The sequence below is a fragment of the Rossellomorea aquimaris genome (genome assembly GCF_001877785.1).
GTDB lineage: Bacteria > Bacillota > Bacilli > Bacillales > Bacillaceae_B > Rossellomorea > Rossellomorea aquimaris_A.
Window position 1 is genome coordinate 415,298 of the sequence record NZ_MINN01000096.1, and the last position, 21,122, is coordinate 436,419.

At 44.9% G+C, this 21,122-nt stretch carries 18 protein-coding genes, 1 riboswitch and 1 other annotated feature (1 of these 20 cut by a window edge); of the genes, 5 read left to right on the forward strand and 13 right to left on the reverse strand.

Annotation, left to right across the window (positions count from 1 at the left end; all coding sequences use genetic code 11):
* Window positions 1-20, reverse strand: a binding site (T-box leader) (it extends 203 nt beyond the left edge of the window).
* Between the two features lie 562 nt (window positions 21-582).
* From BHE18_RS14520 to BHE18_RS14530, 3 genes are all read right to left on the reverse strand, one after another.
* Entirely contained in the window at window positions 583-1,359 is a 777-nt protein-coding gene (locus tag BHE18_RS14520; RefSeq protein WP_071619251.1) for a 3-hydroxybutyrate dehydrogenase, read from the reverse strand.
* Window positions 1,360-1,374: 15 nt separating this feature from the next.
* A complete protein-coding gene (locus tag BHE18_RS14525) occupies window positions 1,375-2,697 on the reverse strand; it encodes a GntP family permease (RefSeq protein ID WP_071619252.1) in 1,323 nt (440 codons plus the stop codon).
* A gap of 270 nt (window positions 2,698-2,967) precedes the next feature.
* Window positions 2,968-4,332, reverse strand: a complete 1,365-nt coding sequence (locus BHE18_RS14530; RefSeq protein ID WP_071619253.1) for a sigma-54 interaction domain-containing protein — start codon at window positions 4,330-4,332, stop codon at window positions 2,968-2,970.
* 190 nt (window positions 4,333-4,522) lie between these two features.
* Between BHE18_RS14530 and BHE18_RS14535 the strand changes: the two genes are divergently transcribed.
* Window positions 4,523-5,038: a cupin domain-containing protein gene (locus BHE18_RS14535; RefSeq protein WP_071619254.1), complete on the forward strand. Its 516-nt coding sequence runs from the start codon at window positions 4,523-4,525 to the stop codon at window positions 5,036-5,038.
* A gap of 870 nt (window positions 5,039-5,908) precedes the next feature.
* On the opposite strand, the gene BHE18_RS14540 is transcribed toward BHE18_RS14535, so the two are convergent.
* From BHE18_RS14540 to BHE18_RS14560, 4 genes are all read right to left on the reverse strand, one after another.
* Window positions 5,909-6,388 carry a DUF2975 domain-containing protein gene (locus BHE18_RS14540; protein WP_071619255.1) on the reverse strand — a complete coding sequence of 160 codons (480 nt, stop codon included), beginning with the start codon at window positions 6,386-6,388 and terminating at the stop codon, window positions 5,909-5,911.
* A gap of 327 nt (window positions 6,389-6,715) precedes the next feature.
* Window positions 6,716-7,903, reverse strand: coding sequence for an MDR family MFS transporter (locus BHE18_RS14545; RefSeq protein ID WP_071619256.1), 1,188 nt, complete (start codon window positions 7,901-7,903; stop codon window positions 6,716-6,718).
* A gap of 318 nt (window positions 7,904-8,221) precedes the next feature.
* A complete protein-coding gene (locus tag BHE18_RS14555; RefSeq protein WP_071619258.1) occupies window positions 8,222-8,386 on the reverse strand; it encodes a glycogen biosynthesis protein GlgD in 165 nt (54 codons plus the stop codon).
* Window positions 8,383-8,676 (reverse strand): YtzC family protein, encoded by a 294-nt coding sequence (locus BHE18_RS14560; protein ID WP_071619259.1) that lies wholly within the window; start codon window positions 8,674-8,676, stop codon window positions 8,383-8,385. Before BHE18_RS14560 ends, BHE18_RS14555 begins: the two co-directional genes overlap by 4 nt.
* Window positions 8,677-8,877: 201 nt before the next feature.
* On the opposite strand from BHE18_RS14560, the gene BHE18_RS14565 reads away from it, so the two are divergent.
* Together BHE18_RS14565 and BHE18_RS14570 are read left to right on the forward strand one after the other, a co-directional pair.
* Window positions 8,878-9,831: a TIGR01212 family radical SAM protein gene (locus BHE18_RS14565; protein WP_071619260.1), complete on the forward strand. Its 954-nt coding sequence runs from the start codon at window positions 8,878-8,880 to the stop codon at window positions 9,829-9,831.
* On the forward strand, window positions 9,828-10,400 hold the full coding sequence (locus BHE18_RS14570; RefSeq protein WP_071619261.1) for a class I SAM-dependent methyltransferase: 573 nt from the start codon (window positions 9,828-9,830) through the stop codon (window positions 10,398-10,400). The genes BHE18_RS14565 and BHE18_RS14570 overlap by 4 nt, the downstream gene beginning before the upstream one ends.
* Window positions 10,401-10,448: 48 nt before the next feature.
* On the opposite strand, the gene BHE18_RS14575 is transcribed toward BHE18_RS14570, so the two are convergent.
* The 4 genes from BHE18_RS14575 to BHE18_RS14590 all read right to left on the reverse strand — a co-directional run bounded on the left by BHE18_RS14575 (window position 10,449) and on the right by BHE18_RS14590 (window position 16,049).
* A complete protein-coding gene (locus tag BHE18_RS14575; protein ID WP_071619262.1) occupies window positions 10,449-11,450 on the reverse strand; it encodes an LLM class flavin-dependent oxidoreductase in 1,002 nt (333 codons plus the stop codon).
* Window positions 11,451-11,558: 108 nt separating this feature from the next.
* Window positions 11,559-13,928, reverse strand: a complete 2,370-nt coding sequence (locus BHE18_RS14580; protein WP_071619335.1) for an immune inhibitor A domain-containing protein — start codon at window positions 13,926-13,928, stop codon at window positions 11,559-11,561.
* Window positions 13,929-14,167: 239 nt separating this feature from the next.
* Window positions 14,168-15,232 carry a tetraprenyl-beta-curcumene synthase family protein gene (locus tag BHE18_RS14585; protein WP_071619263.1) on the reverse strand — a complete coding sequence of 355 codons (1,065 nt, stop codon included), beginning with the start codon at window positions 15,230-15,232 and terminating at the stop codon, window positions 14,168-14,170.
* A gap of 13 nt (window positions 15,233-15,245) precedes the next feature.
* Window positions 15,246-16,049 carry an alpha/beta hydrolase gene (locus BHE18_RS14590; protein WP_071619264.1) on the reverse strand — a complete coding sequence of 268 codons (804 nt, stop codon included), beginning with the start codon at window positions 16,047-16,049 and terminating at the stop codon, window positions 15,246-15,248.
* An 84-nt stretch (window positions 16,050-16,133) separates the two neighbouring features.
* Between BHE18_RS14590 and BHE18_RS14595 the strand changes: the two genes are divergently transcribed.
* A complete protein-coding gene (locus BHE18_RS14595; RefSeq protein WP_071619265.1) occupies window positions 16,134-16,649 on the forward strand; it encodes a gamma carbonic anhydrase in 516 nt (171 codons plus the stop codon).
* A 385-nt stretch (window positions 16,650-17,034) separates the two neighbouring features.
* On the opposite strand, the gene metK is transcribed toward BHE18_RS14595, so the two are convergent.
* Entirely contained in the window at window positions 17,035-18,234 is a 1,200-nt protein-coding gene (metK, locus tag BHE18_RS14600) for a methionine adenosyltransferase (RefSeq protein WP_071619266.1), read from the reverse strand.
* Window positions 18,235-18,462: 228 nt separating this feature from the next.
* Window positions 18,463-18,603: riboswitch (SAM riboswitch) on the reverse strand.
* A gap of 331 nt (window positions 18,604-18,934) precedes the next feature.
* Between metK and pckA the strand changes: the two genes are divergently transcribed.
* Window positions 18,935-20,524, forward strand: coding sequence for a phosphoenolpyruvate carboxykinase (ATP) (gene pckA, locus BHE18_RS14605; RefSeq protein WP_071619267.1), 1,590 nt, complete (start codon window positions 18,935-18,937; stop codon window positions 20,522-20,524).
* A 434-nt stretch (window positions 20,525-20,958) separates the two neighbouring features.
* Here the strand turns inward: pckA and BHE18_RS22940 are convergent, their stop codons facing one another.
* Window positions 20,959-21,108: a lmo0937 family membrane protein gene (locus BHE18_RS22940; protein WP_141771880.1), complete on the reverse strand. Its 150-nt coding sequence runs from the start codon at window positions 21,106-21,108 to the stop codon at window positions 20,959-20,961.
* Window positions 21,109-21,122: the final 14 nt, after the last annotated feature.

Here is a 21,122-nt window from a genome sequence, read left to right on the forward strand (position 1 = left end):
CTCCCGATCAACGTCTGAAATATAAGAATCATTATATGTATTCACTATTTTAGGAGAAAATATTCAGAAGCGCAAGCCCAATGTGAAGGAATTTAGTAAACTTGAAGCCGTTTTTGACGAAGCAGAGCAATTTTTGATAAAAAAGTAGATATCCATTACAAAAAAAGCTGGGGCAAAACTATATCAGCACTGTTTAAAACGCGTATTTTAGAATCGTTTCTAAACACCGCTATTGATTTCCGTGCAAGTCTTCGCTTTCCACGGGTAGCGCGTGAGCCTCCTTAGAGAGGGAAACTGTCCAGCTGCAGGGCTTGGAGGGCACATGTCATAACCCAAACCGACCAAGAAGGCAAAGAACGCCTTCCAGGCTGATTCGTCTTATGCCACCCGCCTCTCTTCAAAGCCCTTCCGCTTTTCGGTCAGGAGTCTTCGTCTTGCACTCCAATCAACCGCTGGAAAGTGCTAACTTCTAACTGTAGATTACATTCAATTAAAAACCCGAACTAGATTACCTGTTAGCAGGTTATACTCGTTCGGGCTTATATTAGACTAAGACACGATTGTCACAGACTCCTCCATACATTACTGAACCGTATATCCCCCGTCAAGGACGACTGCCTGGCCGGTCACCCCTTTTGCTGCATCACTGCACAGGAACATCGTGTAATCGGCTATCTCTTTTACGTCCAGAAGCCTTTTCTGCGGAACCAGCGGATAAATGACTTCCTCCACTACTTTTTCAAGAGGAACATTTCGCGTCTTGGCAAGATCCCCCAGCTGATTCTGCACGAGCGGTGTATCGACATAGCCAGGGCAGACAGCATTCACAGTGACACCATGTGCAGCTGCTTCAAGTGCTGCCACTTTGGTCAAACCGATGACTCCATGTTTCGCAGAATTGTAGGCTGCCTTGCCGGCGAATCCCACTAGTCCATTAATGGAAGCCATATTGATGATTCTGCCGAAACCCTGCTCTTTCATGATAGGTAAGGCATGTTTGATTGCCACAAATGGAGCCGTCAGCATGACTTTCACCAAGAACTCGAACTTCTCTGTCGGGAAATCTTCGATCGGCGAGACATGCTGAAGACCCGCGTTATTAATCAGCACATCAAGCCTTCCATAATGATTCACGGTAGACGCAATGGCTTCTTTCAAGTCTTCCTCAGAAGTAACATCACAGCGGATGCCCATAGCTTCATACCCTTCTTTTTTCAGGGAGAGTGCAGCTTCCTGCACTCCATCTTCTTTCAGGTCTGTTAGTACCACTTTTGCACCGCCTGCAGCGAATTCCTTACCGATTTCAAATCCGATACCCTGCGCTGCACCGGTTACAAATACGACTTTATTTTCTACCATGAGGATACTCCTTTCCTAAATGCCTAATCCCAAACTGAATAAGATGATGGCGATGGCAAGACCGAGCAGCGGCACAATGACCGTCACAGCCCCGACAGCTCCATACGCTTCCCCGTGCGATTCATTACAAATCGAGCGGATGGTGGTCACGACGTAACCGTTATGAGGCAGGGAGTCAAGGGCACCCGATGATATCGCGACAACCCTGTGCAGTGCTTCCGTATTCACACCCATATCCATATAATGAGGTGCGATCAGCGGAAGTGCGATTGCCTGGCCGCCCGATGCCGAACCTGTCATACCTGCTATGACACTGACCGCGATGGCCCCGCCGATCAGTGGGGATCCCGGAATATTAGTCATGACTTCAACCGCTGTTCCGAACGCCGGCACTGCTTTTGCAACACCGCCAAATCCAACGACTGCAGCGGTATTTCCGATTGCGATTAAAGCTCCGATCGTCCCTTCAGATACTGCAGGCCAGAAACCTTTGAAATACTTTCTGTTCAGAAGATACGTAGAGATGACCCCTCCGAGCAAGGCAATGATCAAAGCAGACTGTTTCATCGAATCGTGGAATATGAATGCCAGGATTAAAACAATCAGAAGCGGGATCAAGCCCATCAACGGATTCGGCAGCGGCCGCCCTTCATCGATGACTGGATCTTCTTCGCGGGATTGAAATCTCTCCCCTTTATTGATCGCTTTCTTGATCATGCGTTTTAACCACCAGTAACCGAAGACTGCCATGAAGACAGCTACGATTAAGCTGACTTCCCAGCCCGCATAGGGTGTCGTATTCAGGTAATCGATCGGAATCCAGTTCTGGATTTCAGGAGAACCCGCCGAAGTCATCGTGAATGTGACCGACCCGAGTGCAAGTGCTGCCGGGATGAACCTGCGGGGCAGGTCCGCCTGTTTGAACAGACTTAAAGCCATCGGATAGACAGAGAATGCCACGACGAATAAACTTACTCCTCCGTATGTCAAAATCGCACACGCCGCCACGATCGCCAACACGGCATATTTCATCCCAAGCTTCTCGACAACGAATCGCGATACACTGTCCGCCGCACCGCTGTCTTCCATCACTTTCCCGAAGATGGCGCCGAGCAAGAACATTAAATACCATGCGGCAACGAAGCTCGTAAATCCGGACATATAATTCGTGACGAGATCCGCTTCCCCTTCTGCAGCCAGCTGCGGGAACAGCGGCATACCGCTTAAAACTGCAACGAATAATGCAGAGATAGGCCCTACGATCAGGATGTTCATTCCCCGCATCGTTAAAAAGATTAATAATATGAGTCCTCCTATGAGTCCAATCATACTCAACATCTTGATTTCCCCCTTTTTCAATAGAAGTTTCTCTCCCGCTCCCTTTGCAATCGTTTACATTTTATTGATTGCTCATGTACGCTCCTTTCGAAAACCGTACACTTATTAACATGCAATAATTGTGCCAACTTTCAGACTAATAGAAATCAATAAATCTTCTGTATTGCAGTCCGGAAGTTCGGACTCAATCCAAAAAATTCACAAGATGTACACAAACTTGCGCAGAAAACAAATAGTCCGGAAATCCGGACTATTTTCCGGCTTTCCGGACTATTCCAGCAGCCCGTATCTGTTCAATTTTTCATACAATGTAGATTTGCTTATCCCAAGGGCTGCCGCCAGTTTTCGCTTATCATGATGAAATTTCTTCAAACTTTGCTGGAGCACACTTTTTTCAGTATCATCGAGGATTTCCTTTAATGTTTTGGCGTCCACATTATAAACAGTCCCGGTTTTCATGTATTCAGGCAGGGAGCTGAGTGAAATCTGGTGATCATTTGATAAATACGTGGAAGCATTGATCACGTTCTCCAATTCCCTTAAATTACCCGGCCAGCTGTAAGTAGTGAAAACATCCAATACATCCTTGTGGAAACCATGAATCCTTTTACCTGAGTTCTTCATCGACTTTTTCAAAAAAAATTCCGAAAGCACAGCGATGTCATCTTTTCTCTCCCTGAGAGGAGGGATGACGAATGGAACAACGTTGATCCGGTAATAGAGGTCGCTCCTGAATCTTTTTTCTTCCATCATTTTCTCAAGGGGCCTGTTTGTGGCTGCGATGATCCTCACGTCCACCTGGCGTATGCGGGAGGACCCGACTGCCTCCACTTCTCCTTCCTGAAGCACCCTTAAAAGCTTCGCCTGCATATTGGGTGGCATATCCCCGATTTCATCCAGGAACAGCGTCCCTTTATGGGCAAGCTGGAACTTCCCTTTTTTCCCGCCTTTTTTGGCACCGGTGAAGGCGCCTTCCTCATACCCGAATAATTCCGACTCGAGTAGCTGTTCAGGAATGGCCGCACAGTTTACCTTGATGAAAGGCTGGCCGCTCCTCTCACTCAATTGATGGATGCTGTGTGCAAATAATTCCTTTCCGGTCCCGCTTTCTCCCCTGATGAGAATTGAAATATCACTGGGCGCAATCATTTGTACTTTATCCTTCAATTCTTTTATTACTTCTGAATCTCCGATGATATCATTTAAGCTGTATTTCACTCCTGAATTAATATCCTGGATGTAGCTTTGAATTTTTGACATCATATTTTTCACATGTGAACTCATCTGCATCCATTCGCTCGTGTCACGGAAAATGACGCTGCCGAACGCCCCGATCACTTCCCCGTCCACAACGATCGGGATCCGGTTTGCGATCATATAATTCCCTTTTATATACTGAAGGTCGGCGACTTCTTCTTTACCGCTCTCCACGACCATATGCATCCTGGTGTTCTCTATCACATTGGTCACGTGGGCACCTATCGCTTTTTCCCTGTCCACTTCAAGAAATTCGCAATAATTTTCGTTAATGTAAATGATGTTCCCGTCTTTATCGACTACAACCAGCCATTCAAAGGCATTCTCCAGCATGATTTCAATCATCTCTGCAGAAACTTTCTTCAACAGACTGCTCATCCCATTCCCCTTCTCTCTTGCTGTTTGATTTGCTGCAGCAAATAGTCTCTTTTTTCAAAATAATCCTTCTATTATAGTAGCATACTGATTGAACTCAGAGGGTACTTCCATAAAATTACAAGTCTTAAGAATGGGTTTATGGTAAGGGATTACAGGGAACCTTTGTTAATACATACAAGGAGCTGATGGAATGGAAATTGACCGTTTAAAAATCTATTATCTTGAAGATGATGGAAACATCCCGAACAACCCGGACCTGCCTGTTCTCATCTACCGCAATGCTGTTGAAGATACAGCGGGGATGGAAGATATCTTTCATGATAATCAATGGATGAACAGCTGGATAAACGGCATCCATGACTATCATCATTATCACAGCAATACACATGAAGTATTGGGCGTCATTTCAGGAAATGCATCCGTCAAACTCGGCGGTGAGAAAGGGGTGGAACTGACGATATCGAAAGGGGATGTCATCATTCTTCCTGCAGGTACCGGCCATAAAATGATCTCCTCAAGTTCGGACTTCAAAGTAGCCGGTGCCTACCCAGGCGGTGCGGATTACAATATGTATGAGGGCTCTTTAAAAGACCGCCCCCAGGTTCTCATCGATATCAAAAATGCGCCCTTGCCTGAGCTCGATCCCGTATACGGGGACGGTGGTCCTGTCAATAAATACTGGCTCAGGAGCAGGAGCAAAGCTTAAATCAAAGTAACCATTTTTTTCTATTCAAAAAGACAGTTGTGTTTGTCTTCATTCCGTGTTATTCTATACAAGCGATGAGCTGAATTGTGTAAGTCGGTGATCACGCCTAACGGCAGCGAACTATGTGGAGTTTGGATCATCCGCCTCAATTTTTTGCAAGTGGGCTTCCATAGGAAATGGGAGCCCTTTTTATTTAGAAAAGCGGAGGCGGCTTGCCCAGAGGCGACAAGCATAAGGCGAGCAAGCCGGATTCATAACAAGGTTGGATTTCGAATACAAAAACTAAATAAACACACAAATTAGCAGTCCTATTCGTAACTGAATGAGACTGCTTTTTTTAAAACGTTTTTTCATCCTTCATCGTGAGTAACCTTTTATTGTTTTAATAAGGGGAGTTTTTTCCGTTATCCTGAAGAATAGGGCTGGATTCGGGGGATATAAGGGAGATTTTTTCCGTTAAGGGAAGGTAAAATGGTCCATTTTCATGCAGTTGGAGTAAATAGGGGGAATGTTTCCCTCTATTTACTCCATATATCGTTCTAATTCTTGATTAAGTGAAATTCCTCCCTTTATTTTGGCAGTTTACTTTATGAAAAATAATTATAATATTTTTGGAGGTCGCTAACCAGTGCTTATCTTAGTATAAAAATTTCTCTATTTTGATTTTCTTGCCAAATTGCTTCTTGATTTTGGTGCGAATGACTATACGAAAAGCAATGTTTATTCATATCTTGTACTTCAAAACAAAAACAGAACCCGTCATTCCATAATCCAACTGCTTTTTTATATTTTCGCTTCTTTTTTGAATTTGAATATGAATGAGTTCCATTATTATTTTTGTACTCAACGGCAGAGAAAATAAAAATAAAATTATACCTGTTTTTTATCCAGGAAATTTATTAATGGCTTTTGAAGTACTTCCACAATAGCTGCGAGGATAAATGTTGCAAAAATACCTATCAAACTTATCAATATAGGTCCTGCTGCATCATCTCCTGTGATTATAGAAATCACCTTTAAGCTTATTATCATTAATACAATGAAGGAAATAACTGTAAAAGCACATTTTTTTATAACCTTTAAAGATTTAAGAGATAACTCGGAGAAAGCTTTGTTCCTTTCGATATAGGTTAGTAGTTTATATACTTGATACAGCGCAAAAGAAAATGTAATACAAATTCCATACGCACATACTAAAAGGGGATATATCGAGTAATCCCCACCAGGATGTGCTTCTGCGTCTTTAATGGTTAAAACAGGCATCCAATAAATACACAAAGTAAACACTGCAATTCCGATTAAGAAAATAATGACCTTTAAGAAAGTGGTGGAACCTCGTTTAACAATCATTTAAAACATCTCCCTTTATTAATGACACTATGATTTTAATATATTTTTTATTGTTTTACAATAAATAAGTATTGTTTTTTATTAAATTATTATTGTTTATTTGATTATTTTTCATTGTGAGCAAAAAACATTTCTCATTATAATGAAGTGTTCAATTCACGCCAATTTCAGCACTATAATTAACAGCTCCGCATAAACTTATGCAGTCATACCAGTTAGGTTGAACAAAAAGAGACACAATTCTTATATGAATTATGTCTCCGATTATGTTGTTTATTTGTTATTTTGATTTCTAAAACCGAACCCGTTAGAAAAATTCACCGGCTTTTATTGTACAGGCAATGACACAGGGGCTTCCTTTTTCAATGGACGATCATACAGACTCGACAGGGCCAAAGCGGCGAAAAAGAAACCGATCAGTGACACGAATAAAACCTGCATGCTGAACAAATCAACCAACAACCCTCCAAGAAACGGGCCGATCATTCTCCCGCCAGTCGCCGTACTGTTTACAATCCCTTGATAAAAACCCTCACGCCCTTTTGGCGCAAGTGAATTGGCAATCGTAGGAACGGCAGGCCATATCAGCATCTCACCCACAGTCAAAATGATCATGGAGATCGCAAACCATTCAAATGTATCCGAAACAGAAGCGCCCCCGAAGGAAACCATGAATATGATGGTCCCTATCATGATCTGCAGCTTCAAATTATCTTCAAAACGCTTGATCGCTTTTGATAAAAGAGGCTGAGCAAGTACAATCAATGCCCCGTTGATCGTCCAAAGCAGGCTGTACTGTTTCAGGCTGATATTGATTTCCTGCGTATACGTGGCGATTGTCGACTGCCACTGGACATAACCGACCCAGCATAACAAATAAGCTGCACAAATGATCAGAAGCGCAGTAAGCTTTGACTTGTTCCCGATCACCTTTCTCTCGTTCAGAACAGATGTCTGCCTCCCTGAACCGGCCGAGATGTCACGGTAGCCGAAAAGGGCGATCAAGAAAAATAGAATATACATAAGTAAATTCGCAAGGAATATATAACTGAATGAAAAAGATGCGACAAGGCCGCCTAAAGCTGCACCGACTGCAACCCCGATGTTTTGTGCCACATATACGGAATTGAAGGCCTTCCTCCCGCCTTCAGGCCAAACCGAACCGGCCATTGCATACATGGAGGGAAACACAATCCCCGACCCCAAACCGACTGCAGTCAAAAATATTACATAATATGGCCACCCCTGCCAAATATTCATTCCTGCAAGGGCTGCCAGCGTAATGCTGATCCCAAGCAGTATGGAGCGATAGCCCCCCAATTTATCAAACAGGCTTCCGCCTATCAAATTTCCGATGACACTTGCTCCAGCATTGACCATCAGCACAAGACCTGCAACAGATAAAGATTTTCCAAGATGGTCATGCAGATAGATCGTATTGAGCGGCCATAAGAAGGAAGAACCTGTTACATTCACCATCATCCCGATGACAAGCAACCATAGTGATCTAGGCATTTTCTTCTTCCCTTTCTACCATTTATTTCGAGTCCCAAAAGAATTTTACTCCTTTTGACCTGACGGGGCAAGAATTATTTTTTCTGTGCTTTTTCTGACCTTCAATCGTTGTCATGGCGGGACAAAGAACGGGATGATTCGAGATTGAGCCTGGCTCAAATAAGGGGAATTGAGCCTGGCTCAAATGAGATGGATTGTACCCCGTTCGACCGGCCGGATTTGCCCCTGGCCCAGGAACCTCCGATTTGATCCAGGGTCCCCCTCCCACAAAACGCCAAATAATAAAACCAGGCGCCATTTGAGCACCTGGTTTGTGGATCATTTTCCGTTATTCTGTTTGGATTTGACCGGCTGGCCCTGTTTTTCATAACGTTTTTTTGCCGTTTTCACAGGGTTCTGTTCTGAACCGAATTCAGTATTGAGGTTACGGAAATCGCTTCTTGTTTTTTGCTCCGGATTATTTTGCTTAGAACGTTTTTTCAATGTAGTTTTCCTCCCACCACAGTCGGATCATGTTCTAATAAAATCATCTCATTTTGAAGGTTCTGCAGCTGAAGCCTCATCCTGTGCAGCTGTTCACGCTGCTGGGAATTCGCGCTGTGCGCCAGGTCAGACACATCGTTGACCGCTTCTTCAATCTGCTGCATCGCTTTCGTGTATTCCTGATCGTGATAGTGCTCCTGCTCCATGCCGGATTTATACTGTTCTTGAGCGTAACGAATGGCATCTTCACATTTCTGAATACAGTCTTCAATGGATTTTCTCGTTGCCATGTCGACTACCTCCTGCATTTTAATGTGTAAAGAAGAGTGCATGCTCTCCTTCTACATTAGTTTTAACCTCAGGACCGCATTCAGAAGTGGTAATCTTCACCTATTTCATGACATCGGATACATTCGCAGGCACATTCATGTTAAAATCTTTTTGATAAGGGTCACATACATAACAGTAGAAATTAGGAGGTGTTTGTCATTATGACAAACCCGTTTCCATACGCGGCCGATAACAAGCGGTATCATACATGGAATTACCATCTGCGTAATCATTTTGGCTATAAAGTCTTTAAAGTCGCACTCGATGGCGGTTTTGACTGCCCGAACCGCGACGGAACAGTCGCCCACGGCGGATGCACCTTTTGCAGTGCAGCAGGATCCGGCGATTTTGCAGGGGACCGTGTCGATCCCCTTGAAAAACAATTCAATGACATTAAAGAGAAAATGCATACTAAATGGAAAGACGGCAAATACATGGCCTATTTCCAGGCGTTCACAAATACGCATGCACCTGTAGAGGTTCTCAGGGAGAAGTACGAGTCTGTTTTAAACCAGGAAGGCGTCGTCGGGATATCCATTGCCACGCGTCCCGATTGTCTGCCCCATGATGTGATCGAGTATCTTGCAGAGCTTAATAAACGGACTTATCTCTGGGTTGAACTTGGACTCCAGACCGTACATGAAAAGACGGCAGACCTGATCAATCGCGCCCACGATTATCAATGCTATGTCGAGGGAGTGAAAAAGCTCAGAAAACACGGGATCCGCGTCTGTTCCCATATCATTAACGGCCTGCCTCAGGAAAATACGGAAATGATGATGGAAACGGCCCGTGAAGTGGCAAAACTCGATGTTCAAGGTATCAAGATCCATCTTCTTCATTTACTTAAGGGAACACCCATGGTCAAGCAGTATGAAAAAGGGCTGCTCGAATTCATGGACTTTGACCAATACGTGAAGCTTGTCTGCGACCAGCTTGAAATCCTGCCTCCTGAAATGATTGTCCACAGGATCACGGGTGACGGACCGATTGAAATCATGGTGGGTCCGATGTGGAGCGTCAATAAGTGGAATGTGCTGAACGCAATCGACCGGGAATTGAAGGAACGAAACAGCTGGCAGGGAAAATTTTATAATGTGGATGTGAAAACATGAAATTGGAACGAATCTTACCTTTTGCCCGAAAACTGCTTGAGAATGCAGTTAAACCGGGTGATATCACAATAGATGCAACACTTGGCAACGGCCATGATACATTGTTTCTGGCTCAGCTTGTCGGCGAGAACGGAAGGGTTTACGGCTTCGATATTCAAGAGGCTGCCATTCAGAATACGAAAGATCAGCTCGCCACCCATGAACTCTCTGATCGTGTCACCCTTTTTCACCAGGGTCATGAGACGGTCATGAATGTGATTCCCCCCGTCCATCACGGGAAAGTGACAGGAGCGGTCTTTAATCTTGGTTACCTCCCGGGTGGTGACAAAACAATTGTCACCCGGCCAAGAACCACCATTTCGGCAATGAATCAAATCCTTGAAATGCTTGCACCTGAAGGAATCCTTATTCTCGTTATATATCACGGTCACCATGAAGGAGCCGTCGAACGGGACTACCTGCTCCGTTACGTAGAAAAACTGGATCAGAATTACGTACACGTTTTACGTTATCAGTTCGTGAACCAGCTCAATAATCCTCCATTCATCCTCGCTCTGGAAAAAAGATGAAAATAGGGACTGGCCTTCATCACGCTGAAGGCCAGTCCCTTTCTGGTTTTATAGAAGTGCATCGGCAATGAGCTCGAAGGATTTGAGCTTGTCCTTGAAGTCGTACGTTATGCTGACAAGCATGATCTCATCCGTCTGGTACTCTTCACTGAGCTGAAGGATTTCCCTTTTCACTTTCTCAGGTCCCCCGACGATCATGCGCTTGCGGTTTTCACGGACACGTGCGGCTTCGAACGGACTGTATTGGTATCCAGCCGCTTTCTCGGGACTCGGTGTCCCGTTGGAACGCATTCCCTGTTCGATCATGATCAGTGACAGATCGATGCTCGATGCGACTCTCTCCGCCACTTCATCGGTCTCTGCACAAATCGTGAAGACCGCCACTGTATTCTTCGGTTTATCCAGGAATTCTGAAGGTACAAAATGATTGCGGTAAGCCTCTGTATACTGAGGACCGCCTTCCCCATTGATGAATTGTGCAAATGTATAAGGCAGCCCTTTCTGCGCAGCAAGCATGGCACTGGATGGACTCGATCCAAGCATCCAGACCTCCGGCATCGTCGGGATCATCGGTGCAGCCGTCAACCCTTGATAAGGGTGGGATGGAGGCAGTGAATCCGTCAGGTACCCCAGCAGCTCATCAATCTGCTCCGGGTAACGGTGCACGTCCCGGTGTTTACCGTCACTGAGTGCCATCGAAGCCATCGGCATGCCGCCAGGCGCCCTGCCAAGTCCGAGATCGATGCGGTCAGGATTCAAGCCTTCGAGGAGCCTGAAGTTTTCCGCAACTTTATAAGAGCTGTAGTGCGGCAGCATCACACCGCCGGATCCGACACGTATCTTTGAAGTATTCTGTGCCAGGTGGGCAATCAATACCTCCGGTGAGGACCCGGCCAGGCTCGGTGAATCATGGTGCTCCGATACCCAGAAGCGGGTGAATCCCAGCTTCTCCACGAATTGGGCAAGTTCCACTGTATTATTCAACGCCTCGCGGGCGCACATTCCTTCTGAAATGGGTGATTGATCCAAGACACTTAATTTGATCGTCAATTTGGACATCTCCTTTATCTGATGTGAGTATTATTATCAATTTCAGGAGAAAAAATGTCCAATAACATGCTTAAAGGGTGACGGCTTGGAGCCGTCACCCTTAACTTTTTAGTGCTTTTTGATTTCGATTCGTCCCACGGACTTATCTTTACTTTGACCAGTCACTTTAATCTTCAATCCATATTCAGGAACATTTCGACCTGCATCCGGCATCTTTTCATTCAAGTAACTGCGCTTGTCATTGAATTCAGGATTTTTGTGAGTATACTTATCTTCCAAAGTCACTCCAAGCAGCTCACGGTAGTCAAGGAACATCTTTTCTGTTTTATCCATGCTGAATGCTGCATCATGGATCTGGTAGCGAGTAGAAGCCATTGAGTTGTCACTCCACTTCAGCTCACGCTGGTCTGCATCAACTACACCAAGGAAGCCTTCCCCAGGATGAATACCCGTCCAGTTGTCACCATATTTTTCATCGGCGTACCAGATGACAAGACCTGGATCATATTGCATCAGGCTGTCGCCTCTGCGGATATGGGCCAATCCTTCATCCACCCCTTGGTGGTTTCTCCACTCAAGAAGATAGTAATGTTCAGATGTTTTGATTCCATTATCCTTCGTGAAGCCTTCCAATGAAACTTTAGCGTCCCCTTCAGCATCATCAAAGAACAATTCACTTCCGTCAGCAGTGACTTTGATGTCATCTGCATAAAGTCCGGGATTTACTGCAGCTACGTCAGTCCAATAATTCAACTTGACTTGGACATTCTTACCTGCATATTGACTAAGATCAAATACTGCATCTACCCAGCCGTCAGATTTTCCAGTAATTCCATAACCAGGGTTCTGATCATGAGGGTCTGTATCTGTTGTCAGATTTCCAGGAATGCTTGTCCAATTTTCTCCGTCTTCGCTCACTAGAACGGAAGCGTAATCCCAATCTGTTTCAATGTCATACCATGCTTTAAATGAAAGCTCGGCATTTGTTGCAGATGTCAAATCTGCATTGATCACCGCTGAATTATCTAAATTATTTCCGCTGCCGCTGAAATATTCAGATTCCCCACTGAAAGGAGTGTTGACCACAGTTTCTTTGTCAGGCAGATTGATACGGAACGCATCAGCGTTCGTCCCTTTTGTATTCGCCTGATCCAAGAAAACTTCCATTCCTTTTTTATCGATCTCTTCAAGATTTACTTCATCATATTTCAGCCAGTTTCCGCCATGAGCAGCCTGAAGGAACTCTTTCGACCAGGCGCTGAAGCCAGTTGGTTCTGTACCAGGGATGTCACCTGCCCAGCTTCCGCTTGCCATGATGGACCAGTACGCGATTGCTTCACCTTCACCAGAATACTGCGTATCATACTCATCCGGCAATCCAAGATCATGCCCATATTCGTGGGAGAACACTCCGGCTGCTCCATCGGCAGGCTGGACTGTATAATCATAGGCTGCCATGTTTCCGCCCCAGTAAGGAACATCCGTTTCAGTTCCATCCACCGGGAATACATCTCCTAAGTTCCAGCGATGGGACCAAATAGCATCCGGTCCGAGGCTTCCGCCGCCAGCTTCCTCACCAACAGCGGAATGAACGATCATTAAGTGATCGACCAATCCGTCTGGTTCACGGGTATCGCCATCACCATCGAGGTCATAGCGGTCTTCCTGGTCATAATCAGCGAGGTCTACACTCGGATCCGCTGATGCAGCTTCAAGTGCTTCACGTACCAAGCTTCTTGCATCTCTATCATTATCTCCTGCTTCAGGGTCGTTCCCGCCATAGTAAGCTGCTGGTTCTTTTGCTTGATACCACCCAGCAACTTCACCCTCAACAGTGTAGGCACCGTTCGTTTGCTGCTCATAGAATTGTTTCATGGATACAAGGTTTTCTCCGTTTGGCCCTTCGTATCCATCTTCCCCGAATACCATGTCTTCGTAGTGTTCTTTTACATAGTCCTCATAATACATATCCGATTCCCCTGGTTGGATCGAATTATGAGGGAAGTCAGAGAATTCCATCAGTAATACCAGGACTTTATCCGATCTGGTATCTCCGTCATAATCCTCTTCTACTACAGGGTCAAGATTTCTCTTTTTTCCTTTTTTATGCTTGTCACCTTTTTTATGTTTCTTTATGTCTTTTTCTAGCTTTTCTTTTTCTTCCTTTAGCTCGCCGTCATCTTCAAGTTCTTTCAGTCCTTCTGATTTTTCCTTGAGGAATTTCTTTACTGCTTGTTCTGCCTGTTCAGCAGATGCTTTCTTAGAAAGCTTCCCGCTTTTTTGAAGCATCTCGATCAGCTTTTCCTCATTCGCGATCGCAAGGTCAAATGGCCCCTCTTGATGTGAATGGGATTTTTGCACCGTCGGCTTCGCCAACACATTCTCTGGTACTGCAGTCCCCGCTGATGCCGGTACGGCAAATGCACCGATTCCCAAGGCAGCAGTGAGAGCCATAGTTAAAACTTTACGTGTTTTCAACACGTCATTCCCCCTTCGTATGTACTATTTTTTTACAACTAATTACAATATACTAGATTTTTCAGAAATATCCATATATTCTGACATAAGTTGATTATTTTCTCCTACAAGAAATTTTCACAAGGGAATATTTAACCAATAAACCGGGACATAAAACGACAAAAAGCTGGTCCTATTGGTATAGGACCAGCTTTTTTTATGGGACTATTTTATTTCGTGGTGCGAAATAACTATGTTTTTCACTTAGCTTTCTTTATTTTCCGGTACATTTTTCCATTCCAGAAGAAGAATTTTGTCACCCAGCCGGCTTCTCCGATGAATTCTTTTGAGAAAGCCTGGACCCTTTTCTGCCTTCTGGCTTTTTCATCAGAAAGATACACCCCGATCAGCCCTTTATTGATCAAACGGTGAAAGCCCGAGTGAGGAAGTTCGTTCGTATGTTCATCCGCTTTCCGCAGGAAATGAATAAGTCTATCCTTTAGATGAGCTTCATTTTCATAATAAAAACAGAAATTCAAGTCTCCTCCCTCATGGTCTTCTTCCTGATCGATGAAATAATCCAGCAGGATATGAAGGCCCTGTATGTAAGGAAAATAGCCAGCCTTGATTTTTTCTGTATAGGAAGGCTGGAAATCCGGTCTGCTGGCGTAGGCCACCAGGCAGAAGATCCCGAGTGTGGAACCGGAGCATGCCGAAAATTCATACCAATCCATCTCCGGGAGTCGGGAACGGTGCCGCTCAAACCATGCCTGAAGCCGCCCCTCCCTTTCTTCCGGAGTCACGTGTTTATGGATCTGCAGATCACAATAATAATCGCACAGTTCCAGAAGCTCGTCCTTGATGCTTTCATAGTGGGGGATATCTGACAGCGAGTCCTGGCAGGCAAGCACTAGATCGCGCAAATAACCGCCGTCATCCTGATCTTCCCTCAGTGCATAATAGTTAACAGGACCTGCCCCGACCGTCAATGCATCCTTCATTGACTGGTGCAGGAGTCTGAAATCCTCTGGATCGAGGGACGTACTCCTGTCACAAAGATTATCAAGATAATCACTGATCGTCTGGTAAGCAACCGTGAAGCGGATCGTTTCTTTCTTCTTTTTAAGTGAGAGGATGGAAAGGATCGAACCCCCTTCACAATGAAAGGTCTTATGCTCAATACTCGCTAATGCCTGTTTTCTTAATTCATCATTCGGAATTTCACCGGCACGTTTTTTCCAGTGATCCAGCTCTTGATGAACCAGCGGAAAAATATCCCGATACACTTTAGTCATTAATGAAAAAGGACTTGCAGGTACTGACAAGTTACCACCTCTTTTAAATTAAATATCCCAGCGCCTTCAACCTGCTTTCGATGAAGATCTTCGAATATTCGAAGATCTCCTCCCTTTCAGGCTCGTTATAGATTTCATGATAGCACTTTGGCCATTCCTTATAGTGCATTTCAGAAAGAGACAGCTCATTGAACCATTTCTTGACCGCACTCTTATCTACGATTTTATCATCCCCGGCCTGCAGCACAAGCAAAGGGACATCCGGCATTTTATTTAAATTCAGTTTAGCAAGCTTGATCGCTTGTGCAAGCTCCCTGTACCAGCGGACCGAAACTTTTGTAATATAAAGAGTGTCATTGCTGTCAATTTCCCTTACATCTGCATTCCTGGTCGCCATATCGATCGTCAATCCCGATGGGAATTTCACCATTGGCGCAATCTTGTTCAGACCATAAGAAAGAAGTTCGACAGGCTTCGACGGTCCGTCAACAAGACCCAGGCAAGGAGAAGACAAAATGACTCCCGCCACGTTCACATGGGATTCCTGAAGCATCCTTACAGCAATCAATCCGCCCATACTATGGCCAAGGATGAATACAGGGAGGTCAAATTGGTACGCAGCCTGAACCCAGTCTTTCACCTCGATAATATATTCGTCAAACGTGTCGATATGACCTCTTTGTCTTCTTGAGGTCATTCCCTGGCCGGGCAAATCCCCCATAATGACATGAAAGCCCGATGCCCGCCACATTTCAATGAGCCAGCCGTACCGGCCATGATGTTCCATTGCTCCATGAATGATGACGATGACTGCTTTTGCCTCTTGATCTGTTTCCCATTTCCACATGGCAAATCCTCCTTAAATGTTTCTCTAATGGTCATCATCTGCTACCATTATTATAGTAAAAAAAATTGAAAGGGGCAGTAAAAAATGCTTTATCCTTATCATGATAAAAAACCAGTGATTGCAGAATCTGCCTACATCGCTGATTATGTAACGATTACGGGGGATGTTGAGATCGGGGAAGAATCCAGCATCTGGTTCAATACTGTCATCAGGGGGGACGTAGCCCCAACCAGGATCGGCAGCAAAGTGAACGTGCAGGATAATTCCATCCTTCACCAAAGCCCTGAAAATCCCCTTATCTTGGAAGACGAAGTAACAGTCGGCCATGGTGTTATCCTGCACAGCTGTAAAATAAGAAAAAAAGCCCTCATCGGCATGGGAACGATCATCCTCGATAATGCCGAGATCGGGGAAGGTGCTTTTATCGGTGCCGGAAGCCTCGTCCCCCAAGGAAAAGTCATCCCTCCTAACACACTCGCCTTCGGCCGTCCCGCTAAAGTGGTGAGGGAATTGAATGATTATGATATCAGTGAAATGAAACGGATCTCGAGGGAATATGCAGAAAAAGGTCAATATTATAAAAGCATCAAGCCATTTTGATTCTTATACTTGTGATACCCCAATCCCGCCTGGATTACTACTGTTAAAAAACGGGATGTGAAGGGAATTACTGATCCGGTCTTTATTTTTAGGCCGGATCGGCAAGTAGAAACCTGCAGCAGAGAAGAGATTGCTGCCGCTTATTATTATCGCCGGGATAAAATTATACCGGCCGTTTTTTTATTTACTCGTCCAAATGCAGAGTATATCGACCAGAATGTCTTTTTATCGACCATTCTGCTAAATACGACAAATCCTGCACCCCCTGCTTTTCATACCAGTACTCTTTACTCACATATTATATCCCTTCTATCCCCTACCTGCAGGGATTCCATCAAAAAAAACCAACACCCGTAAAGAGTGCTGGTTTTTTTGTTACCTGCTATTATTTAAGAGCTTCTGCTTTTAATGCTTCAGCTCTGTCAGTACGCTCCCAAGGAAGATCAAGATCGTTGCGGCCAAAATGTCCGTAAGCAGCAGTCTGCTTGTAAATCGGACGGCGAAGGTCGAGCATCTTGATGATTCCTGCCGGGCGAAGGTCAAAGTTATTGCGGACCACATCGACCAAGACATCCTCGGACACTTTACCCGTTCCGAATGTATCGACTGAGATCGAGACAGGCTGAGCTACACCGATCGCATACGCCAGTTGGACTTCACATTTTTCAGCAAGTTCTGCTGCCACGATGTTCTTTGCAACATAACGTGCTGCATAAGCTGCAGAACGGTCAACCTTCGTTGCATCCTTACCGGAGAAGGCACCGCCGCCGTGGCGTGCATAACCCCCGTACGTGTCAACGATGATCTTGCGGCCTGTAAGACCTGCATCCCCTTGAGGTCCCCCGATTACGAAGCGGCCAGTCGGGTTGATGAAGTATTTTGTGTTTTCGTCGATCAGTTCTTTTGGAACAACCGGGTCAATCACATATTCCTTCAGGTTGCGCTGGATTTGTTCAAGTGATACTTCAGGGTGATGCTGCGTAGAGATAACGATCGTGTCGATACGCACAGGCTTATCGTTCTCATCATACTCAACTGTTACCTGAGTTTTACCATCCGGACGGAGGTAAGGAAGAACTTCTTCTTTACGCACTTCAGTCAATTGACGGGATATTTTATGAGCAAGCGAAATCGGAAGAGGCATAAGCTCCTTCGTTTCATTGCACGCAAATCCGAACATAAGACCCTGGTCCCCTGCACCGATCGCTTCGATTTCTTCATCGGACATTTGTCCTTCACGAGCTTCCAGCGCCTGGTCTACACCCTGGGCGATATCAGCGGACTGCTCATCGATTGATGTCAATACAGCACAAGTTTCGGCATCGAAACCATATTTCGCACGAGTGTATCCGATTCCTCGGATCGTTTCACGGACGATTTTCGGAATGTCCACATACGTATTTGTCGTGATTTCACCTGCAACAAGCACAAGACCTGTTGTAACAGATGTTTCACAAGCCACGCGGGCATTCGGATCATTCGTTAAAATGGCATCAAGAATTGAATCAGAGATTTGGTCACAAATCTTATCTGGGTGTCCTTCAGTTACGGACTCAGATGTAAACAGACGACGTTTAGTTGACATCAAGGTTCCTCCTTAAGCGTAATTGCCGGCATGAACCGGCAAAACAAATAAACAGATACGGTACTCATTTCCCTAAGTAGTATGAAGTAAACATGGTATTTTTATAAGGAAGGCCCTTATATAAAACATGAGATTTAATCATTTATGCCAGACTATAAAATAGAAAAAACCCTTCCTCTAAAAAAAGCACAAAGAGGAAAGGTTTCAGATCATAGCCGCGCCTTTTCTCTCTTATCGTTCAAGGTATCCACCTTGCCTCAGTTTAGCACCTTCGCTTCATGGGATCCTTCAATAAGAAGGACCAACTATCTATTTAGCAGGTTGCTGGGTTTCATAGGGTCTGCTCCCTCCACCAGCTCAGGATAAGAGTATCCGTTCAAGGTACAATAATAACGTTAAATACTCAAGAGTGTCAAATGTTTTTTAGTATGAAAAGATTCCCGGTAAATCCGGCTGGACAGGCGACTAAAATATATAAGAAGAAACATAACAAACATGGGTAAATGCAGGATGATTTTCCGGGTGGACAAGCATAAACTGCTCAAATAAGGAGAAATAAGGTGCGGATTTTAAGGAAAATGTTACAAGTTTAAGTCACAATATAAAAAATGGCTAAATAGTATAGACTAATAAATTAATTGTGTTATACTATTTTTGAAAAGATACAAGGTATTTAAATTTATATAAAGGAAGGGTTCTAATGAATTCAGTGAGCATGTCTAATGAGTTAACAGAATTACTTAACGGTCAAAATATAAAAAATCAACTGTCTGTTTCACAATTAGTGGAAAGAGTTCTTCATAGAAATGAAGGCGTTTTAACTTCTTCGGGTGCGGTTAGAGCTGAAACCGGAAAATATACAGGGCGCTCTCCTAAAGATAAATTCATTGTTGAGGAGCCTTCAACCAAAGAGAAGATTGACTGGGGATCCGTAAATCAGCCAATCTCCGCTGAATCATTCGATAAATTATATCATAAAGTTCTTTCATACTTAAAAGAAAAAGAAGAAGTATTCGTCTTCAACGGGTTTGCAGGTGCAGATCCAAAACATAGACTTCCGATCCAGGTGATCAATGAATTTGCGTGGCACAACCTATTCGCGCATCAGCTTTTCATCCGTCCGGGTGCAGAAGAGCTTATCTCACACAAATCCGAATTCACAATCGTCTCTGCTCCTAACTTTAAAGCAGATCCAGCCGTGGATGGCACCAATTCTGAAACATTCATCATCGTTTCGTTCGAGAAACGCATCGTCCTGATCGGCGGTACTGAATATGCAGGAGAAATGAAAAAGTCCATCTTCTCCGTCATGAACTACATGCTCCCTGAAGCGGATATCCTTTCCATGCACTGCTCGGCGAATGTCGGCCGCGAAGGCGATGTTGCCTTATTCTTCGGCCTTTCAGGTACCGGGAAGACGACTTTATCGGCAGATCCGAACCGCCGTCTGATCGGAGACGACGAACACGGCTGGTCACCGAACGGCGTATTCAATATCGAAGGCGGATGCTATGCGAAATGCATCGGGCTGACACGTGAAAAAGAGCCTCAAATCTTCGATGCCATCCGTTTCGGATCAGTCCTGGAGAATGTCGTGCTTGATGAAGATTCACGCATTCCGGATTATGAGGATAACAGTTTAACAGAAAATACCCGTGCCGCTTATCCGCTGCAGGCAATGGAAAACATCGTGGAGCCAAGTGTGGCCGGACACCCTAATACAATCGTATTCCTGACTGCGGATGCATTCGGCGTACTGCCTCCGATCAGCAAACTGACGAAAGAACAGGCAATGTACCACTTCCTAAGCGGATATACATCCAAGCTTGCAGGAACCGAACGCGGCATCACTTCACCGCAGGCAACATTCTCAACATGCTTTGGTTCTCCATTCCTTCCGCTTGCAGCAACCCGTTACGCTGAAATGCTCGGAAAGAAAATCGATGAGCATAATGCAGAAGTGTATCTCGTGAATACCGGATGGACCGGCGGGGAATATGGCGTCGGCAGCCGCATGAAGCTTTCATTCACGCGCGCGATGGTGCAGGCAGCATTGGAAGGCGAACTGACAAACGTCGAAACCGAGAAGGACGAAATCTTCGGCCTGAACATCCCTGTACATGTACCTGGAGTGCCGGACGAGGTGCTGCAGCCGGTTAAGACATGGTCGGATGAAAAAGCATACAAAGCGAAAGCAACCGAACTTGCAAGCCAATTCAACGACAATTTCAAGAAATTCACAAACGTTCCTGCCGAAATCGAAGCAAAAGGCGGTCCCTCGGTAAAATAATTGAGGTAAAAGAGTCCAACACTGAATGTGTTGGGCTTTTTTTGTTTTGGGTTCGGGTTCTGTGGGGATGATCTGAAGTCTTGGATTGTCTTACCGGAGGTGCATGGACGGATATCAACGATTTTCGAGTTTTATGAACGAAAATCTGGTTTTATCAACAAAAAATTCTAGCTTCTCAATCGTTTTTTCAGAGATACCGACAATTCTTCAGAAATCGACAAATTCCGCCCGCGCCGATAACCACTCCCACGCCACGTCCAGCACTTCACCCCATTCCAACCCACCCCAAATAAGAAAAGCGGAGGCGGCTCGCCCAGGAGCGAAAAGCATAAGATGAATTTGCCTTTTTGGTAAGTTTAGCTTATGACCTCGAGCTCTTAGCCGCCGCAGCTGGACAAAAAAAAAGAGGATTCCTCCTCTTCTTTCAACTAAAGCTATACACCTTTCTTACGGCCGGTGATCAGATTCCATAAGAATACAACCAGGGCAATGACCAATAGTATATGGATGATTCCTCCGCCGATTTTAAATAGCAATCCTAACACCCACAGGACAATTAGGATCCCAATGATGGTCCACAACATATTCTTCCGCCTCC

Bases quoted from the DNA above. Each gene is read 5' to 3' on its own strand.
- BHE18_RS14520 (WP_071619251.1), bottom strand. From the start codon at position 1,359: ATGGTAGAAAATAAAGTCGTATTTGTAACCGGTGCAGCGCAGGGTATC.
- BHE18_RS14525 (WP_071619252.1), bottom strand. From the start codon at position 2,697: ATGTTGAGTATGATTGGACTCATAGGAGGACTCATATTATTAATCTTT.
- BHE18_RS14530 (WP_071619253.1), bottom strand. From the start codon at position 4,332: ATGAGCAGTCTGTTGAAGAAAGTTTCTGCAGAGATGATTGAAATCATG.
- BHE18_RS14535 (WP_071619254.1), top strand. From the start codon at position 4,523: ATGGAAATTGACCGTTTAAAAATCTATTATCTTGAAGATGATGGAAAC.
- BHE18_RS14540 (WP_071619255.1), bottom strand. From the start codon at position 6,388: ATGATTGTTAAACGAGGTTCCACCACTTTCTTAAAGGTCATTATTTTC.
- BHE18_RS14545 (WP_071619256.1), bottom strand. From the start codon at position 7,903: ATGCCTAGATCACTATGGTTGCTTGTCATCGGGATGATGGTGAATGTA.
- BHE18_RS14560 (WP_071619259.1), bottom strand. From the start codon at position 8,676: ATGGCAACGAGAAAATCCATTGAAGACTGTATTCAGAAATGTGAAGAT.
- BHE18_RS14565 (WP_071619260.1), top strand. From the start codon at position 8,878: ATGACAAACCCGTTTCCATACGCGGCCGATAACAAGCGGTATCATACA.
- BHE18_RS14570 (WP_071619261.1), top strand. From the start codon at position 9,828: ATGAAATTGGAACGAATCTTACCTTTTGCCCGAAAACTGCTTGAGAAT.
- BHE18_RS14590 (WP_071619264.1), bottom strand. From the start codon at position 16,049: ATGTGGAAATGGGAAACAGATCAAGAGGCAAAAGCAGTCATCGTCATC.
- BHE18_RS14595 (WP_071619265.1), top strand. From the start codon at position 16,134: ATGCTTTATCCTTATCATGATAAAAAACCAGTGATTGCAGAATCTGCC.
- metK (WP_071619266.1), bottom strand. From the start codon at position 18,234: ATGTCAACTAAACGTCGTCTGTTTACATCTGAGTCCGTAACTGAAGGA.
- pckA (WP_071619267.1), top strand. From the start codon at position 18,935: ATGAATTCAGTGAGCATGTCTAATGAGTTAACAGAATTACTTAACGGT.
- BHE18_RS22940 (WP_141771880.1), bottom strand. From the start codon at position 21,108: ATGTTGTGGACCATCATTGGGATCCTAATTGTCCTGTGGGTGTTAGGA.